Genomic DNA, 14,862 nt, shown 5'->3' with positions numbered 1-14,862 from the left:
CGAGGGAACCCCCTCACAGGTGACTTACGGGGGCGTAGGTACCATGCGGCGCATGACTGCGTCCGCCCCCGACGCGCCCAACGACACGCCGGCCGGCGGCCGCGGTCCCCTGGCGCTCTCCTTGTCCCATCCGGTCAAACCGAGGCTGCGCGGCTGGCTGCATCTCGGCATGTTCCCCGCCGTACTCGTCGCGGGACTCGTGCTCACCGCCCTCGCCGACTCGACCAGAGGCCGCATCGCCTGCGGGATCTACGTCCTCACGGCCTGCCTGCTGTTCGGCGTCAGCGCGCTGTACCACCGGGGCAACTGGGGCCCGCGGATGGGCGGCGTGCTGCGCCGCCTCGATCACGCCAACATCTTCCTGATCATCGCGGGGACGTACACCCCGCTGACGATGCTGCTCCTGCCCGGTGCGAAGGGTCAGTGGCTGTTGTGGGGCATCTGGGCCGCGGCGGCGGCCGGGATCGTCTTCCGCGTCTTCTGGGTCGGCGCCCCGCGCTGGCTCTACACGCCCTGCTACATCGCGATGGGGTGGGCGGCCGTCTTCTTCCTGCCCGATTTCCTGCGCACCGGCGGCATCGCGGTGCTGGTCCTGGTGGTCGTCGGCGGACTGCTCTACAGCGCGGGCGGCGTGGTCTACGGCATCAAGCGGCCGAACCCGTCACCGCGCTGGTTCGGCTTCCACGAGGTCTTCCACTCCTTCACGCTCGCGGCGTTCGTCGTGCACTACGTGGGGATCTCGCTGGTGGCGTACCAGCACGCGTAGCCCGCTTCCGCTTCCCGCCCCCTTCGGCCACGGCTCATCCGAGCCGTGGCCTTTTCGCGCCCTGGACCGTTCGGCAGCGGGACGATCCCCGGCGGGGCCCTGCTCGGCACGCCGGCCGGGGCGTCGCCGGGCGATCGCCGCCCGCGCGGTGATGTTCGTGCCGTCCGCGCCGGTGTTCTCCGTGCCCGGCCGCCTCCAGGCGGTCCCCGGGCACGACGCCTTCGGCACCGGCCTCCGGCTGCTGCCGCTGTCGCTCGGGGCGATCGTCGCGACCGCGGGCGCTCGGGCGGCGGCGGTCCGTCCCGGAGCGCGCGGTGGTCGGCGCGGGCCTGGTGGTGCCGGCCTTCGCCGCCCTGCCGGACCCGTACGACGTCGGAGTGCCGGGCCCGGGACCAGGCCGAGGAGCAGCCCGGCGGGCGCGCCGCCGGGCTGCCGACCCCGGTGGCGCACACGGCGCGGGAGCCGGTGGTCGCCGCACGTACCCACCCACCACCCCGCGCGGCGGCCCTGCCCACGGCGCCGCCGCCGGACGCCCCGGTCGTGCGACGCGACGGTGCGGGCGAGGAGGTCCCGGTCGTGGCCGCCCCGGCGGCCGTTGTCGGACAATGACCGGCATGACGGCCGCACGCCCCACCAGCACCTCCCCCTCCGGCACCCGCTCCGAAGGCTCCCGCCTCGGCCTGCGGGAGCGCAAGAAGATCAAGACCCGGGAGGCGATCCGCGAGGCGACGTACGCCCTGGTCGGGGAGCAGGGCTACGACGCCACGACGATCGACCAGATCGCCGACCGGGCGGAGGTGTCGCCGTCGACCGTCTTCCGGTACTTCCCGACCAAGGAGGACATCGTCCTCACCGACGAGTTCGACGCGGTCATGCTGGAGGAGATCCGGCGGCGGCCCGCGCGGGAGCCCTGGACCGACACCATCCGGTACGTGCTGCGGCGCGCCGTGCGGGTCGGGGTCGACGAGGACCCGGAGGTCTCGCGACTGCGCACCCGGCTGATGGTCCAGGTCCCCGCGGTGCGCTCACGGATGATGGAGAGCATGTCGGTGACCGGCCGCACGCTGTGCCAGGCCGTCGCCGAGCGCACCGGCCGCGACCCGGGCGACCTGGAGGTGCGGGTGTACGCCATGTCGCTGATCGGCGGCCTGATGGAGACCACCCTGTACTGGGCCGAGCACGGCCACCGGGACGATCTGCGGGACCTGGTCGACCGCGCCCTGGACGTCCTGGAACGCGGCCTGCCGGGCGCCGGGAACCACTGAGCCCGGTGCCCGCGCGCATGCGATGCTGACGAGGTGAACGGAACCGAGATCCGCGTCGAAGTCGCCCCCGAGCTGCACCTGTTCGTACCCGCCGCACGGCGCGCGGGCGCCACCGCGCTCGGCACCGACGGCGTCTCGACGCTCGGCCATGTCATCGAGTCCCTCGGCATCCCGCTGACCGAGGTCGGCGCACTGGTCGTGGACGGCCGCGAGGTGCCGGTCTCGCACATCCCGCGGGCGGGCGAAACCGTGCGCGTGCGCGCGGTGGCACGCCCCCAGCAGGTGCCCGGCGCCCCGCTCCGCTTCCTTCTCGACGTACACCTCGGCACCCTGGCCCGCCGGCTGCGGCTGCTCGGTGTCGACACCGCCTACGAGTCCACCGACATCGGCGACCCGGCGCTGGCCACGCGCTCGGCGGCCGAGAAGCGGGTCATGCTCAGCCGCGACCGGGGGCTGCTGCGCCGCCGCGAACTGTGGGCCGGCGCGTACGTCTACAGCACCCGGCCGGAGGAGCAACTCCGCGACGTCCTCGACCGTTTCGCCCCCGAGCTGAACCCCTGGACCCGCTGCACCGCCTGCAACGGCCTGCTGCGGACGGCCGCCAAGGAGGAGGTGGCCCAGCAGCTCAAGGGCGGCACCCAGCGGTCGTACGACGTCTTCGCCCAGTGCACCTCCTGCGGGCGCGCGTACTGGAAGGGCGCGCACCACGACCAGCTGGAGGCGGTCGTGGAGCGGGCGCTGAGCATGCGTACTCAGGGGACTACCCAGGGCGGTTGAGTAGGCGGGCCGGTCCCGGCGGCCGGGGGCGCGCGCTGGGATGAAGGCATGAACACCACGACTCCGCGGCCGGTGACCCTCACCCCCGGGCAGAAGGACCGCTTCATCAGCGGCTGGGCCGTCACCGGACTGGTCCTGCTGCTGCCGACCGTCGCCCTGTGCTGGGCGGTCGTCCTCTCCGGCGAACGCGGCAGCCGGTGCCTGATGTACGGCGAGCAGTGCTCGACCATCCCCGGCTCGGCACTCGACCTCGCCTTCTGCCTGGCCCTCGTCGCGGGCATCGCGGCGCTGGTCTGGCCCAGGGGCCGCAGGACGTACTCCCGGGCCTGCACCGTGTTCGTGCAGTGGGGCGCGCAGTTGACGCTGGGGGCGATGATCCTCAGCGGCGCCTGACGCCCGGGGATCAGGGGCCGGTGAGGGCCGTACGCAGCCGGTCCGGATCGGTGGTCGGGGCGTCGCAGGTGAAGTTGCGGCAGACGTAGGCCGCCGGTGCGCCCGACACGAGCGGGCGGTCGGCGAGCAGCGGGAACTCCTCGCTGTCCGGAGTGCCCACGGCGACGACCGCGCCGGGAGCCGTACCCAGAAGAGCCGTACGGTGCAGGGCGGTTGTCGCCGCGTCGGTGAGGGACGGGCCGACGACCGCGACCTCGCGGGGACCGTCGAGCAACGCCTCCGCGGCGGCGAGTCCCCAGCCGATGAACCGGGGCACGCGCGGGCCGAGCGCCTGTACGACGCCCAACGCCCGCTCGGCCGCGGTCCGATGGGCCTCGGAGCCGGTGTGGGCCGCGTAGCTCAGCAGGGCGCCCGCGGCCGCCGACCAGCCGGAGGGGGTGGCGTTGTCGGTGGGGTCCTGGGGGCGGCGGATGAGCTGTTCGGCATCGGAGGCGGTGTCGTAGAGCGCGCCGGTCCCGGGGTCGGTGAAGCGTTCGAGCACATGGTCGAGGAGCAGCCCGGCGAAGTCCAGCCAGACGCCCTCACCCGTCACGGCGGCGAGCGCGAGGAAGCCCTCGGCGACGTCCGCGTAGTCCTCCAGGACACCGGAGTTGGGGCCGACCCGGCCGTCCCTGCTGGTGCGGGCGAGCCGGGCGTGCTCGTCGAGGTGCACCCGGACGAGCAGGTCGGCGGCGCCGATGGCGGCCTCGATCAGATCGGGGCGGTCGAAGTAGGCGCCGGTCTCGGCGAGCGCGGCGACGGCGAGGCCGTTCCAGGCGGCGACGACCTTGTCGTCCCGGCCGGGCGCGGGGCGCCGCGCGCGGGCGTCGAACAGCCGGCGCTTGACGGAGGCGACCTTCTCGGCGTCGAACACGCCCTCGTTCTGCGGGAGCTGGAGGACCGACCGGCCGTGTTCGAAGGTGCCTTCGTCGGTGACGCCGAAGAACTGGGCCGCGAGGGCGGCGTCCTCGCCGAGGACCGCGCGGAGCTGCTCCGGGGTCCAGACGTAGTACGCCCCCTCGACAGGGCGCCCGCTCCCGCCATCGCCCTCGTGGGGACTCGCTTCGCTCGGCACCTCCTCTTCACTGTCCGCGTCGAGGGCGGACGCGAACCCTCCTTCGGCCGTGCGCAGTTCCCGGACCATGAAGTCGGCGGTCTCCAGGGCGACCCGGCGGGCGAGGTCGGAGCCGGTGGCCCGCCAGAGGTGCGCGTACACCCGGCACAGCAGGGCGTTGTCGTACAGCATCTTCTCGAAATGCGGCACGACCCAGTCGCGGTCGACGGAGTAACGGGCGAATCCGCCGCCGAGTTGGTCGTAAAGGCCGCCACGGGCCATGCGCTCGCAGGTGTCCTGGGCCATCTGGAGCGCGCCCTCCGCGCCGGTGCGCGCGTGATGACGCAGCAGGAACTCCAGCACCATCGACGGCGGGAACTTGGGCGCCCCGCCGAATCCGCCGCGCTGCGGGTCGTACTCCCGGGTCAACCCGAGGAGCGCCTGGGCGAGTTCCTGTTCGCCGGGCGGCCGCGTCCCGTGCCGGGCGGTCTCCCGCTGCGCCAGGTCCCGCACGATCTTCCCGGCGACCTCACCGACCTCGTCCCGCCGGGTGCTCCACGCCTGCTGGACGCCCTCCAGTACCTGCCGGAAGGACGGCATGCCGTGCCGGGGCGCGGGCGGGAAGTAGGTGCCGAAGTAGAACGGTTCGGCGTCCGGCGTGAGGAACACGGTCATCGGCCAGCCGCCCTGCCCGGTGGCCGCCTGCACGGCCTCCATGTACACGGCGTCGATGTCCGGCCGCTCCTCGCGGTCGACCTTGACGCTGACGAAGTGCTCGTTGAGGTAGCCGGCGGTGTCCTGGTCCTCGAACGACTCGTGGGCCATCACATGGCACCAGTGGCAACTGCTGTACCCCACGCTCAGCAGCACCGGTCTACCGCTCCTGCGCGCCTCCTCGAAGGCCTCGGCCGACCAGGGCCACCAGTCGACGGGGTTGGCGGCGTGCTGGAGCAGATACGGCGACGTCTCATGGGCCAGTCGGTTCACCGTTCCACTCTCCCATGGTGGGCGAGGCGGCGGGACGGGGGAGGGGCACCGGGCGCGCCCCTCCGGGCGGAGCGGACCGGCGGCTCAGGGGCCGGTCGGTTCGGCGTCGCGGTCTTCCGCGGCCTCCGGGACCGCGTAGTAGCGCATCTGCAGTGGGCGCGCGCCCGCCGGGGCCTCCTCGCGGGGGTGGCCGTAGCGGTCGAGCAGGGCCTGGTAGTCGCGCATGAAGTCGCGCAGTTCCTCGCGGGTCATCCAGGTGCCGTGGCGCTGGACCTGGGCCCAGCCGTCGGGGCCGCGGTACTCCTGGTGGGCGCGGCGGTAGAGCTCGGTGTCGAACTCGATCTTGAGGTGGGCGAGTTGGGCGGCGGCCGCGTACTCGTCCGGGGTCATGGTCGCCGGGTCGGGCGTGGTGTGCCGGAAGGGCAGCGCCCGCCACCAGCGCTCGCGGCCGCCGGACTTCTCCGGGATCTCCTCGATGAGCCGCTGCTCGGCAAGTTTGCGCAGGTGGTAGCTGGTGGTGCCGGAGCTTTCGCCGAGTTCGCGGGCCAGCACGGTGGAGTTCGCCCCGCCGTGCCGGCCGAGGTACTCAAGGATGCGGCGGCGCAGGGGGTTGCCCAGGGATTTGTAGAGCGCGGTGCGCTCCAGGCTGGTCATCTCGGGCATGCCGTCGGTCATGCCGGAAACGGTAACCCTGAGAACCCTGAGACGTCCCCGAGATCTGCCGAATTTTCTTTGCAGAGATTTCTCTGCGATCTATCCTGAAGGAGCCGGATCAAGGACGACCGCGGCTCTGGGAGGGGCTGGGAGGGAGACGGAGCGTGACGGCGAAGAAGAAGTGGACGCTGATCGGACTGGCAGCGGCGGCGGTCCTGCTGGTGCCGTGGATGGCGGTGCTCGCGATGACGCTGCCCGGCCGCGCCACGGTGGACCACTGGCCACTGGCCTGGATAGGGCTCGACGTCCTGATGGCCGCGGGCTGCGCCACCACGGCTCTCCTCGGCCTCCGCGCCGACCCCCGAGCCCGCCTCACCGCCTCCGCCACGGCCTCGACGGCCGTCCTCGACGCCTGGTTCGACATCACCACCGCGGGCGCGGGCGCGCCATTGCTCCAGGCGGTGGGGTGCGCGGTGGCGGAGGGGGCGCTGGCGGGGGCGTGTGTGTATCTGGCGGTGGGGAAGAGGCGGTGCCGGGCGCGGGTGTCCCCGTAGGGGGAGGGGCACGGAGAGGTCTGGTCAGGTGAAGGGGACGGCAGCCGTGCGGTGCCGTCGGCGGCGGCCGCTCAAGGAGGGCCCGCCCGGACGCCGCCGTACCCGCTGCGGCACACGAGGCTCGCGGCCCCGGCCATCGGGACACGGCTCACGGGCCGGGTGGCAGGCCCGGCAACCGCGCATGGCTTCGGACCGCCGCGCCCGTGCGGGGACGGGGACGACGGTTCCGGCGGACGGCTGACCCCCAAGACCCCGGGCTCCGAAATCGGTGTCCCTGGGCCGGGACGCCGGGCTCAGGGCTCCGGCTCCGGGCTCTGACCGTCACGCTCCCGGGAACCGGGGCTGTGAACGGGGCCGGGTCGGCCCCCGTTCACCCCCGCGGGCCGGAACGGGCGGTCACCCCTGGGCGGACGTGCCCCCGCCGACGGCCTCGGCCTTGCCGGAGTCCTCGGCGGGACCGCCGGAGGCACCCGGTTCCTTGAAGTCGACCTTCCGCATGTGCTTGTTCATCGACTTCATCAGGCCCCACACCGCCACCGCCATCACCGCGAACACGATGAAGCCGAGGACACCGGGGGTGACCTTGTTCTGGTCGAGATCGGCGAGGGAGACGAGGTCCGTCGCTGCCAGGCTCACACTTGCGCTCATGTCAGGCATTGTCCCGGATGCCCGCGAAGAGGTCGTCCTCGGGGAGGGAGGTGTCCACGAGCGACTTCGCCAGCTCGTACTCCTCCGTGGGCCAGACCTCCTTCTGGAGCTCCATCGGCACCCGGAACCAGCCGCCGTCCGGATCGATCTGCGTGGCGTGCGCGATCAGCGCCTTGTCGCGGATCTCGAAGAAGTCCGCGCAGGGGACGTGCGTGGTCAGAGTGCGCTCGGCGCGCTCGAACTCCTTCCAGCGCTTGAGCCACTCCCCGTACGGCGACTCCAGGCCGCGGTCGAGCATCGCCTGGTGCAGGGCCTCGGTGCGGGGACGGTTGAAGCCCTGGTTGTAGTAGAGCTTCAGCGGCCGGTGGGCCGGGCCGAACTCGTCCTCGGGGTACTTCTCGGTGTCCGCCGCCCCCTCGAAGGCCACCATCGAGATCTTGTGGGTCATGATGTGGTCGGGGTGCGGGTAGCCGCCGTTCTCGTCGTAGGTGGTGATCACCTGCGGGCGGAAGGCGCGGATCTGGCGCACCAGCTCGCCGGCCGCCTTGTCGACGTCCTCCAGGGCGAAGCAGCCCTCGGGCAGCGGCGGCAGCGGGTCGCCCTCGGGCAGCCCGGAGTCCACGAAGCCCAGCCACTCCTGCTTGACGCCCAGGATCTCGCGGGCCTCGTCCATCTCCTTGCGGCGCACCTCGTGGATGTTCGCCTCGATGTAGGGGTCGCCCTGGAGCTTGGGGTTGAGGATGGAGCCGCGTTCACCGCCGGTGCAGGTCACCACCAGCACGTCCACCCCCTCGGACACGTACTTCGCCATGGTGGCCGCGCCCTTGCTCGACTCGTCGTCGGGGTGCGCGTGAACGGCCATCAGTCGCAGCTGGTCAGTCAAGACTCAATCCTCGGTAGGTCGGCGCCCCCAAGGCTCAGGGCGCAATCGAAGGCTTCTATAGTGACCGAATCGGGGGGCGATTAATTCCGCGGAGAGGACGATCATGAGTACGGCGAGCACGGGGCTGCCGGCGGGCCGCTACGGCCGCTCCTCTGACGAACGCGCCGACCGCAGACTCAAGGTCGCCGCCGTGGTGCTCGGCGCCGCCCTGCTGGCCCTGGTCGGCTACTTCGCGTACCACTACGTCGCGCAGACGCGGATCAGCGCCCAGGTGATCACCTTCGACTCCACGGACACCGCGGTCAAGGCGCACCTGGAGGTCCACAAGGACGCCGGGACCGACGGCTACTGCACCCTGCGCTCCCAGGGCGCGGACGGTGCCGAGGTCGGCCGCGCCGACTTCCACTTCACCGGTTCGGCCACCCGTATCGACCAGGTCGTCACGCTCCGTACGACGGCCCGCGGCACCACCGCCGAGCTGCTGGGCTGCCACGCCGGCTGACGCCGCCGCCCGTCCCCTCGGCCGACACGCCGGTCGCCCCGCCCCGCCGCGCCTTCACCCGGAATACGGACGGCCCGACCTGCGTTGATGTGATTCTGATGGCTTATGTCCTCCCCCTTCCGCGAATGAATTGTTAGGCTCGTGGTTTCGCCCATCCATGAGGGAACATTCTTCTGGGTAGGGCGATGCTTTGTATTCCCAGTACCGACGAGGAGCACCCTGTGACCCAGACCAGCGAGAACGTCACCTGGCTGACCCAGGAGGCGTACAACAAGCTCAAGGACGAGCTTGAGTACCTTACTGGTCCTGCGCGCACGGAGATCGCCGCCAAGATCGCGGCCGCGCGCGAGGAGGGCGACCTGCGTGAGAACGGCGGGTACCACGCGGCCAAGGAGGAGCAGGGCAAGCAGGAGCTGCGTGTGCGGCAGCTGACCCAGCTTCTTGAGAGCGCCAAGGTGGGCGAGGCCCCGGTCTCCGCCGACGGTGCCGTCGCGCCGGGCATGGTCGTCACGATCGCCTTCGACGGTGACGAGGACGACACGATGACGTTCCTGCTCGCCTCCCGCGAGTACGCGAGCTCGGACGTCGAGACGTACTCGCCGCAGTCGCCGCTGGGGGCCGGTGTCATCGGCCACAAGGTCGGCGAGGACGCGGAGTACGAGCTGCCGAACGGCAAGAAGGCCTCGGTCCGCATCCTGAAGGCCGAGCCCTACAACGGCTGAGCCACGAACACCGGGACCCCCGGCGTCCGCTGCGGACGCCGGGGGTCCCGTCGTCGTACCGCGCTCTGTCGTCGTACCGCGGTATCAGGAGATCACCGTGTAGCCCGCGTCCCACAGGCACCGGCCGACCTCGGCGCAGTGCTCCGGGCCCTTCGTCTCCAGGTGGAGCTCGACCTCCGCCTCGCCGAGGCCGAGCCGGGAGTCGGTGCGGACGTGGCTGACGTCGAGGACGTTGGCGTCCACCCCCGACAGCACCCCGAGGAGGGTGGCGAGTGCGCCCGGGCGGTCGGTGAGCCGCAGTCGGACGGCCAGGTAGCGGCCCTGCGCGGCCATGCCGTGCCGCAGGACCCGCTGGAGCAGCACGGGGTCGACGTTGCCGCCGGACAGGACCGCGACGACCGGGCCCTCGAAGGTGTCCGGGGCCGCGAGCAGCGCCGCGACCGGGCTGGCCCCGGCCGGTTCCACGACCAGCTTGGCCCGCTCCAGGCACAGCAGCAGCGCGGCGGACAGCTGGTTCTCGGTGACCGTGCGCACCTCGTCCACCAGCTCGCGGACGATCCCGAACGGCACCACGCCGGGCTTGCCCACCTTGATGCCGTCGGCCATCGTGGCCGGGTTCGCCACGGCCACGGGGTGCCCGGCGGCCAGCGAGGGCGGGTAGGCCGCGGCGCCCTCCGCCTGCACCCCGATGATCCGCACGTCCGGCCGGATCGCCTTCACCGCGACCGCGATCCCCGCCGCCAGTCCCCCGCCGCCGACCCCGACGACGATGGAGCGCACCTCCGGGCACTGCTCCAGGATCTCCAGGCCCACCGTGCCCTGGCCCGCGATGATGTCCGGGTGGTCGAAGGGGTGGATGAACACCGCGCCGGTGCGGGCCGCGTAGGCCTCGGCGGCGGCCAGCGTCTCGTCCACCACCTGGCCGGTCAGACGCACCTCGGCGCCGTACTCCCGGGTCGCGCTGACCTTGGGCAGCGGGGCGCCCTGCGGCATGAACACGGTGGCGTGCACGCCCAGCAGCGAGGAGGCGAGGGCGACGCCCTGCGCGTGGTTGCCGGCGCTCGCGGCGACCACCCCGGCCGCCCGTTCCTCCGGCAGCAGCCCGGCGATGCGCACGTAGGCGCCGCGCAGCTTGAACGAGCCGGTGCGCTGGAGGTTCTCGCACTTCAGCTGCACCGGCGCGCCGACCAGCTGGGACAGGTGCCGGCTGCCCTCCATCGCGGTCGGCCGCGCCACGCCCGAGAGCATCTTCTGGGCTCCGCGTACGTCGTCCAGGGTGACGGAACGCAGGGGGTGGGCGGTGCGGTGGTTCATGACTCCAGCATCGCAGCTCGTCGTGCCGTACGACGGTCGCGACCAAGGTCCAAGACGGGTTTGCGCAGCGCCGGTACGGCCCGGCGCCGGGCCGCGTACCCTGTCCCCCAACCTTGCAGCCCTTCATGAAGCGAGCCTCCGGCCATGCCCACAACACCTGAAATGTCGATGGACATGACGACCGTCGGTGATCCCGGTCTTCTCGAAACCCTCCAGCACGAGGTCGCGGTGTTCGCCCGCCGAGCCGAACAGACGCGGCTCGGCGGTGTCGGGCAGGTGCGCAACTCCATGGACCGCGCCGCCTATCTGCTGCTCAACCGCCTCGACAGGGAGGGGCCGATGGGCGTCAAGGCGCTCGCTTCGGGCATGGGCATCGACTCCTCCACGGTCACCCGGCAGGTGGCCCCGCTGGTCGACACCGGCCTGGTCAAGCGCACCTCGCACCCGGAGGACGGCCGCGCGGTGGTGCTCCAGCTGTCCCCGCGCGGTGCCGCCCGGCTGGCGGAGGTGCGCTCCTCGCGGCGCCGGCTGATGGCGGACCTGACCGAGGACTGGGCGCCGGAGGAGCGCGAGCAGTTCTGCACCCTGCTGACCCGCTTCAACCGCGCCCTGTCCGCGCGTACGGCCCAGGGGGGCCCGGCCGCCGCGGGGCAGCCCCCGGCGTCCTGACCGGTTCTTCACCGGGTGCACGCCAAGTCTTGACCGCGAAGCCTCGCTGGCCTCATATGAGACCCGGGTCCTGCGTCGTACGCGATTCACCTGTCCCGTACCGGACGGGGCCCCGTTACGGGGAGGCGTCTTGCGTGAGCGGCAGGTGTCCCAAGGGGCCCGCCGGGCCCAGGAGTTCGAGGCGTTCGTCGCGGGCGCGGCCGGGCGGCTGCTGCTCGCCGCCACGCTGCTCACCGCGGAGGCGCCGGACGCCAATCCACGCGCGCGGCGCCTGCTGACCCTGGCCCTCGGCCATACCTACGCGCGCTGGCACCGGCTGCGCGGCGAGGACCCCTACGACTGCGCGCGCCAGTACCTCGCCGTCCGCTTCGCGCGCGCGATCTGGCACCGGCCCGGCCCGCTGCGCCGCGACCGGCCGGTTCCGCGGGGTCCGCTGGCCGCGCTGAGCCCGCAGGAGCGGCTGGTCCTGGTGCTGCGGATGTACGAGGGGGTCGCGGAGGAACAGACGGCGGCACTGCTCGGACTACCGGTGGAACGCGTGCACACCGTCTGCGACCGGGCGACGTCCCTGGTGCTGCACCCGGTCCGGCCGGCCGGTCCGCGCGCGGTGAACGCGAAGGTGGCGCCGTCATGAGCACGCCGGGGCAACGGAACACGTCGCGACGGCGGAACACGGGGAGGCCGGCGTGAACCGCGCCGAACGGGAGGCCGCCGTACGGCGGGTGATGGCCGAACGGCCGGTGCCGGTGCCGCCGGAGCTGTACCCGGAGGCGGTGCGGCGCGGCGAGCGGCTGCTGCGGCGCGGACGGCTGGTGCGCCGGGTGACGTGGCTGCTGGTGTGCGTGGCGATCGTGGTGTTCGGGGTGTGGGCGGCGTACGCCCACCCGTGGGTGGAGCCGCCCTCGCAGACGACTCCACCCGTGGACGGCTGGTGACCGGGCCGGCGGGACCCGGTCGGCGCCGCCGGTCCCCGGACAGAACAACTAGCCCAGCGCCTGGCGCAGGTCCTCAAGCAGGTCGTCGACGTTCTCGATGCCGACGGACAGACGGACCAGGTCGGCGGGGACCTCCAGGGCCGAGCCGGCCGCGGAGGCGTGGGTCATCCGGCCGGGGTGCTCGATCAGGGACTCGACGCCGCCGAGCGACTCGCCGAGGGTGAACACCTTGGCGCGGTTGCAGACCTCGACCGCCGCCTCCTCGCCGCCCTCGACGCGGAAGGAGATCATCCCGCCGAAGGCGCGCATCTGCTTGGCGGCGACCTCGTGGCCGGGGTGCTCGGGCAGGCCCGGGTAGAGCACGCTGGTCACGCGGGCGTGCCGGCTGAGCATGTCGGCGACCTTGGTGGCGTTCTCGCTGTGCCGGTCCATGCGCACCGCGAGGGTCTTGGTGCCGCGCAGCACCAGCCAGGAGTCGAAGGGGCCGGCCACGGCGCCCATCGCGTTCTGGTGGTAGGCCAGCTCCTCGCCGAGCGTCTGGTCGGCGACGATCAGGGCACCGCCGACCACGTCGGAGTGGCCGCCCATGTACTTGGTCAGGGAGTGCACGACGACGTCCGCGCCGAGCGACAGCGGCTGCTGGAGGTAGGGCGTGGCGAAGGTGTTGTCGACGACGAGCCGGGCGCCCGCGTCGTGGGCGACCTGGGCGACGGCGGCGATGTCGGTGATGCCGAGCAGCGGGTTGGAGGGGGTCTCCACCCAGACGGCCTTGGTCCGCGGGGTGATCGCGGCCCGTACGGCGGCCGGGTCGCTGGTGTCGGCGACGGACCATTCCACGCCCCAGCGGGTGGCGACCTTGGAGAAGAGGCGGAAGGTGCCGCCGTAGGCGTCGTTCGGGATCACCACGTGGTCGCCGGGGGTGAGCAGCGTGCGCAGCAGGGTGTCCTCGGCCGCGAGGCCGGAGGCGAACGCGAGGCCGCGGCTGCCGCCCTCCAGCGCGGCGAGGTTCTCCTCAAGGGCGGTACGGGTCGGGTTGGCGCTGCGGCTGTACTCGTAGCCGCCGCGCAGCCCGCCGACGCCGTCCTGCTTGTAGGTCGAGACCTGGTAGATGGGCGGTACGACCGCGCCGGTGAGGGGATCCGCGGTGTTGCCCGCGTGGATCGCGAGAGTCTCGAAGTGCTGACTGATGTGCCTGTCGCTCATTGCACCGAGCGTAGTGCGCCCGACAGGATCGTGATGCCCGGTGGAGTCGGCGGGTGCGGGCCGGAGGGATATCCCTGTGTCGGGGGCGGGCCCGGGGTTGTCGGAGGGGGCGGGGCCCGGGAGCTGTCTGTCATGCCCGCGGCCGGAGTTGTCCACAGGCCGGGGGCGGGGTTGGGCAATTGTCGGTGGTGTCTGGAACGCTTGGGGCATGGCGATTCTCTGGCTGCTCCTGGCCCTGCTCATGCTGAGCTGCGTGCTGCTCCCGCTCGTGCGGCGCAGGCGCGGGATGATCGAGCAGGTGCACCCGGACCACCCGGACGCCGCCGACCCCGCGAACTACGGCTTCCTGCGCCAGGAGGAGCTGGACGTGCGCCTGCCCGGCCCGGACCAGGATCTGCTGGACGCGCTGGAGCTGGTCCAGCGCACCCAGGACTACACGGCGGCGGCCCAGCTGCTGGCCGGCACGGAGACGGCGGGCGAGCTGCGCTGGCAGCGGGTGCAGGCCCTGGCCGGCGCGGCCGCGCTGGAGCTGCAGCAGCGGCCGGGCGGGGTGCACGAGACGCCGGGCGGCCAGTGGCTGCGGGTGTGGCGGGCCGAGCGCCCCGAGGACGCGGGCGGTGCCGCGGTGCACGCGGAGTTCCTGGTGCAGCGGGCCTGGCGGGCCTCGGCGGCCGGCACGGAGGACTTCCGCATCCTCATGGAGGAGGCCCGGGAGGTGTGCGGGCAGGCGGCCGGGCTCGCGCCCGAGGACCCGGTGCCGCACATCGTCGAGCTGGCCGTCGCCCGTGGACTCGGCGCGTCCCGCGAGGAGTTCGAGCGGCTGTGGCTGGAGGTCCTCGACCGCGCCCCGCACCACATGGGCGCGCATCTGGCCGCGCTCCACTACTGGTGCGAGAAGTGGCACGGCTCGCGCGAGCAGGCGTACGCCTTCGCCGAGGCCGCAGCGGCCCGCGCCCCCAGGGGCTCGCTGCTGGCCGCGCTGCCGCTGTTCGCGGTGTTCGAGCACCTCCCCGAGGTGAACCTGGTGCTGAGCCTGTATCAGAGCGAGGTCATCACCAAGGCGATCCAGGGCGCGCTGCACGCGGTGCACGAGGCCCGCTCCGAGGACCCGACGCTCCCTCATGTCCGCCACCTGCTGGTGTTCTTCCTGGTCCGCGCCGAGCGCTGGGCCGAGGCCATGCACGAGCTGATACACGTCGACGGCCATGTCGGCGCCCTGCCCTGGACGCTGGCGGCCGACCCGGCGGCCGAGTTCGCCGTCTACCGCGCCCTGGCGGTGGCGGGGTACGAGGCCAACGGGGGCAGCCCGGCGAGCCTGCCCGGCTGACCCGGCCGGCCCCTGGCACAGGAAGCCCACAGGAATCCCATTGCCCTTCTGACCTGCGGTAGGGCATAGTTCGGCATCCCCCCACACCGCGCCACGTGCGCGCCGGCGACCGTCGGCTCCTTCGTGCTGCACCCTTTCGTCTCTGTCTCCGAGGTCCTGTGGGGGATCCG

Annotated in this window: 17 protein-coding genes; 11 read left to right on the top strand and 6 right to left on the bottom strand. The window is 72.7% G+C overall.

Features of this window, described 5'->3' with window-relative positions; genetic code table 11:
* Positions 1–52: 52 nt before the first annotated feature.
* The 4 genes from trhA to ACWDD7_RS10495 all read left to right on the top strand — a co-directional run bounded on the left by trhA (position 53) and on the right by ACWDD7_RS10495 (position 3,201).
* On the top strand, positions 53–766 hold the full coding sequence (trhA, locus tag ACWDD7_RS10510) for a PAQR family membrane homeostasis protein TrhA (protein WP_351879105.1): 714 nt from the start codon (positions 53–55) through the stop codon (positions 764–766).
* A gap of 614 nt (positions 767–1,380) precedes the next feature.
* A complete protein-coding gene (locus ACWDD7_RS10505) occupies positions 1,381–2,031 on the top strand; it encodes a TetR/AcrR family transcriptional regulator (protein ID WP_450457040.1) in 651 nt (216 codons plus the stop codon).
* Between the two features lie 33 nt (positions 2,032–2,064).
* The gene (locus tag ACWDD7_RS10500) at positions 2,065–2,808 is read left to right on the top strand and encodes a Mut7-C RNAse domain-containing protein (protein WP_450457039.1); all 744 of its coding nucleotides are present in this window, start codon (positions 2,065–2,067) and stop codon (positions 2,806–2,808) included.
* Positions 2,809–2,856: 48 nt separating this feature from the next.
* A complete protein-coding gene (locus ACWDD7_RS10495) occupies positions 2,857–3,201 on the top strand; it encodes a hypothetical protein (protein ID WP_450457038.1) in 345 nt (114 codons plus the stop codon).
* A gap of 10 nt (positions 3,202–3,211) precedes the next feature.
* Here ACWDD7_RS10495 and ACWDD7_RS10490 read toward each other — a convergent pair whose 3' ends face one another.
* Positions 3,212–5,281, bottom strand: a complete 2,070-nt coding sequence (locus tag ACWDD7_RS10490) for a thioredoxin domain-containing protein (protein WP_450457037.1) — start codon at positions 5,279–5,281, stop codon at positions 3,212–3,214.
* 84 nt (positions 5,282–5,365) lie between these two features.
* Positions 5,366–5,956: an ArsR/SmtB family transcription factor gene (locus ACWDD7_RS10485; protein WP_450457036.1), complete on the bottom strand. Its 591-nt coding sequence runs from the start codon at positions 5,954–5,956 to the stop codon at positions 5,366–5,368.
* 143 nt (positions 5,957–6,099) lie between these two features.
* Between ACWDD7_RS10485 and ACWDD7_RS10480 the strand changes: the two genes are divergently transcribed.
* A complete protein-coding gene (locus tag ACWDD7_RS10480) occupies positions 6,100–6,489 on the top strand; it encodes a hypothetical protein (protein WP_450457035.1) in 390 nt (129 codons plus the stop codon).
* A 396-nt stretch (positions 6,490–6,885) separates the two neighbouring features.
* On the opposite strand, the gene ACWDD7_RS10475 is transcribed toward ACWDD7_RS10480, so the two are convergent.
* Together ACWDD7_RS10475 and mca are read right to left on the bottom strand one after the other, a co-directional pair.
* Positions 6,886–7,146 (bottom strand): hypothetical protein, encoded by a 261-nt coding sequence (locus ACWDD7_RS10475; RefSeq protein WP_351880500.1) that lies wholly within the window; start codon positions 7,144–7,146, stop codon positions 6,886–6,888.
* Positions 7,139–8,020, bottom strand: coding sequence for a mycothiol conjugate amidase Mca (mca, locus tag ACWDD7_RS10470; protein ID WP_392215564.1), 882 nt, complete (start codon positions 8,018–8,020; stop codon positions 7,139–7,141). The genes ACWDD7_RS10475 and mca overlap by 8 nt, the downstream gene beginning before the upstream one ends.
* Before the next feature lie 103 nt (positions 8,021–8,123).
* Between mca and ACWDD7_RS10465 the strand changes: the two genes are divergently transcribed.
* Complete coding sequence (locus tag ACWDD7_RS10465) at positions 8,124–8,522, top strand: DUF4307 domain-containing protein (RefSeq protein ID WP_351880494.1); 399 nt, start codon at positions 8,124–8,126, stop codon at positions 8,520–8,522.
* 221 nt (positions 8,523–8,743) lie between these two features.
* Entirely contained in the window at positions 8,744–9,244 is a 501-nt protein-coding gene (gene greA, locus ACWDD7_RS10460; RefSeq protein WP_351880491.1) for a transcription elongation factor GreA, read from the top strand.
* 84 nt (positions 9,245–9,328) lie between these two features.
* On the opposite strand, the gene ilvA is transcribed toward greA, so the two are convergent.
* Positions 9,329–10,558, bottom strand: a complete 1,230-nt coding sequence (ilvA, locus tag ACWDD7_RS10455) for a threonine ammonia-lyase (protein ID WP_450457034.1) — start codon at positions 10,556–10,558, stop codon at positions 9,329–9,331.
* 162 nt (positions 10,559–10,720) lie between these two features.
* Here ilvA and ACWDD7_RS10450 point away from each other — a divergent pair, with 162 nt between their 5' ends.
* The 3 genes from ACWDD7_RS10450 (at position 10,721) to ACWDD7_RS10440 (ending at position 12,162) form a co-directional block, all read left to right on the top strand.
* Entirely contained in the window at positions 10,721–11,227 is a 507-nt protein-coding gene (locus ACWDD7_RS10450) for a MarR family winged helix-turn-helix transcriptional regulator (protein WP_450457064.1), read from the top strand.
* 130 nt (positions 11,228–11,357) lie between these two features.
* A complete protein-coding gene (locus ACWDD7_RS10445) occupies positions 11,358–11,861 on the top strand; it encodes a sigma factor-like helix-turn-helix DNA-binding protein (RefSeq protein ID WP_450457033.1) in 504 nt (167 codons plus the stop codon).
* A gap of 52 nt (positions 11,862–11,913) precedes the next feature.
* Positions 11,914–12,162 carry a hypothetical protein gene (locus tag ACWDD7_RS10440; RefSeq protein ID WP_351880733.1) on the top strand — a complete coding sequence of 83 codons (249 nt, stop codon included), beginning with the start codon at positions 11,914–11,916 and terminating at the stop codon, positions 12,160–12,162.
* Positions 12,163–12,210: 48 nt separating this feature from the next.
* Here the strand turns inward: ACWDD7_RS10440 and ACWDD7_RS10435 are convergent, their stop codons facing one another.
* Entirely contained in the window at positions 12,211–13,365 is a 1,155-nt protein-coding gene (locus tag ACWDD7_RS10435) for a cystathionine gamma-synthase (protein WP_450457032.1), read from the bottom strand.
* A 208-nt stretch (positions 13,366–13,573) separates the two neighbouring features.
* Between ACWDD7_RS10435 and ACWDD7_RS10430 the strand changes: the two genes are divergently transcribed.
* Positions 13,574–14,692, top strand: coding sequence for a hypothetical protein (locus ACWDD7_RS10430; protein ID WP_351880727.1), 1,119 nt, complete (start codon positions 13,574–13,576; stop codon positions 14,690–14,692).
* Positions 14,693–14,862: the final 170 nt, after the last annotated feature.

It is taken from the genome of Streptomyces sp. NPDC001056, from assembly GCF_053598955.1.
This window is presented reverse-complemented; position numbering and strand designations above follow the sequence as displayed.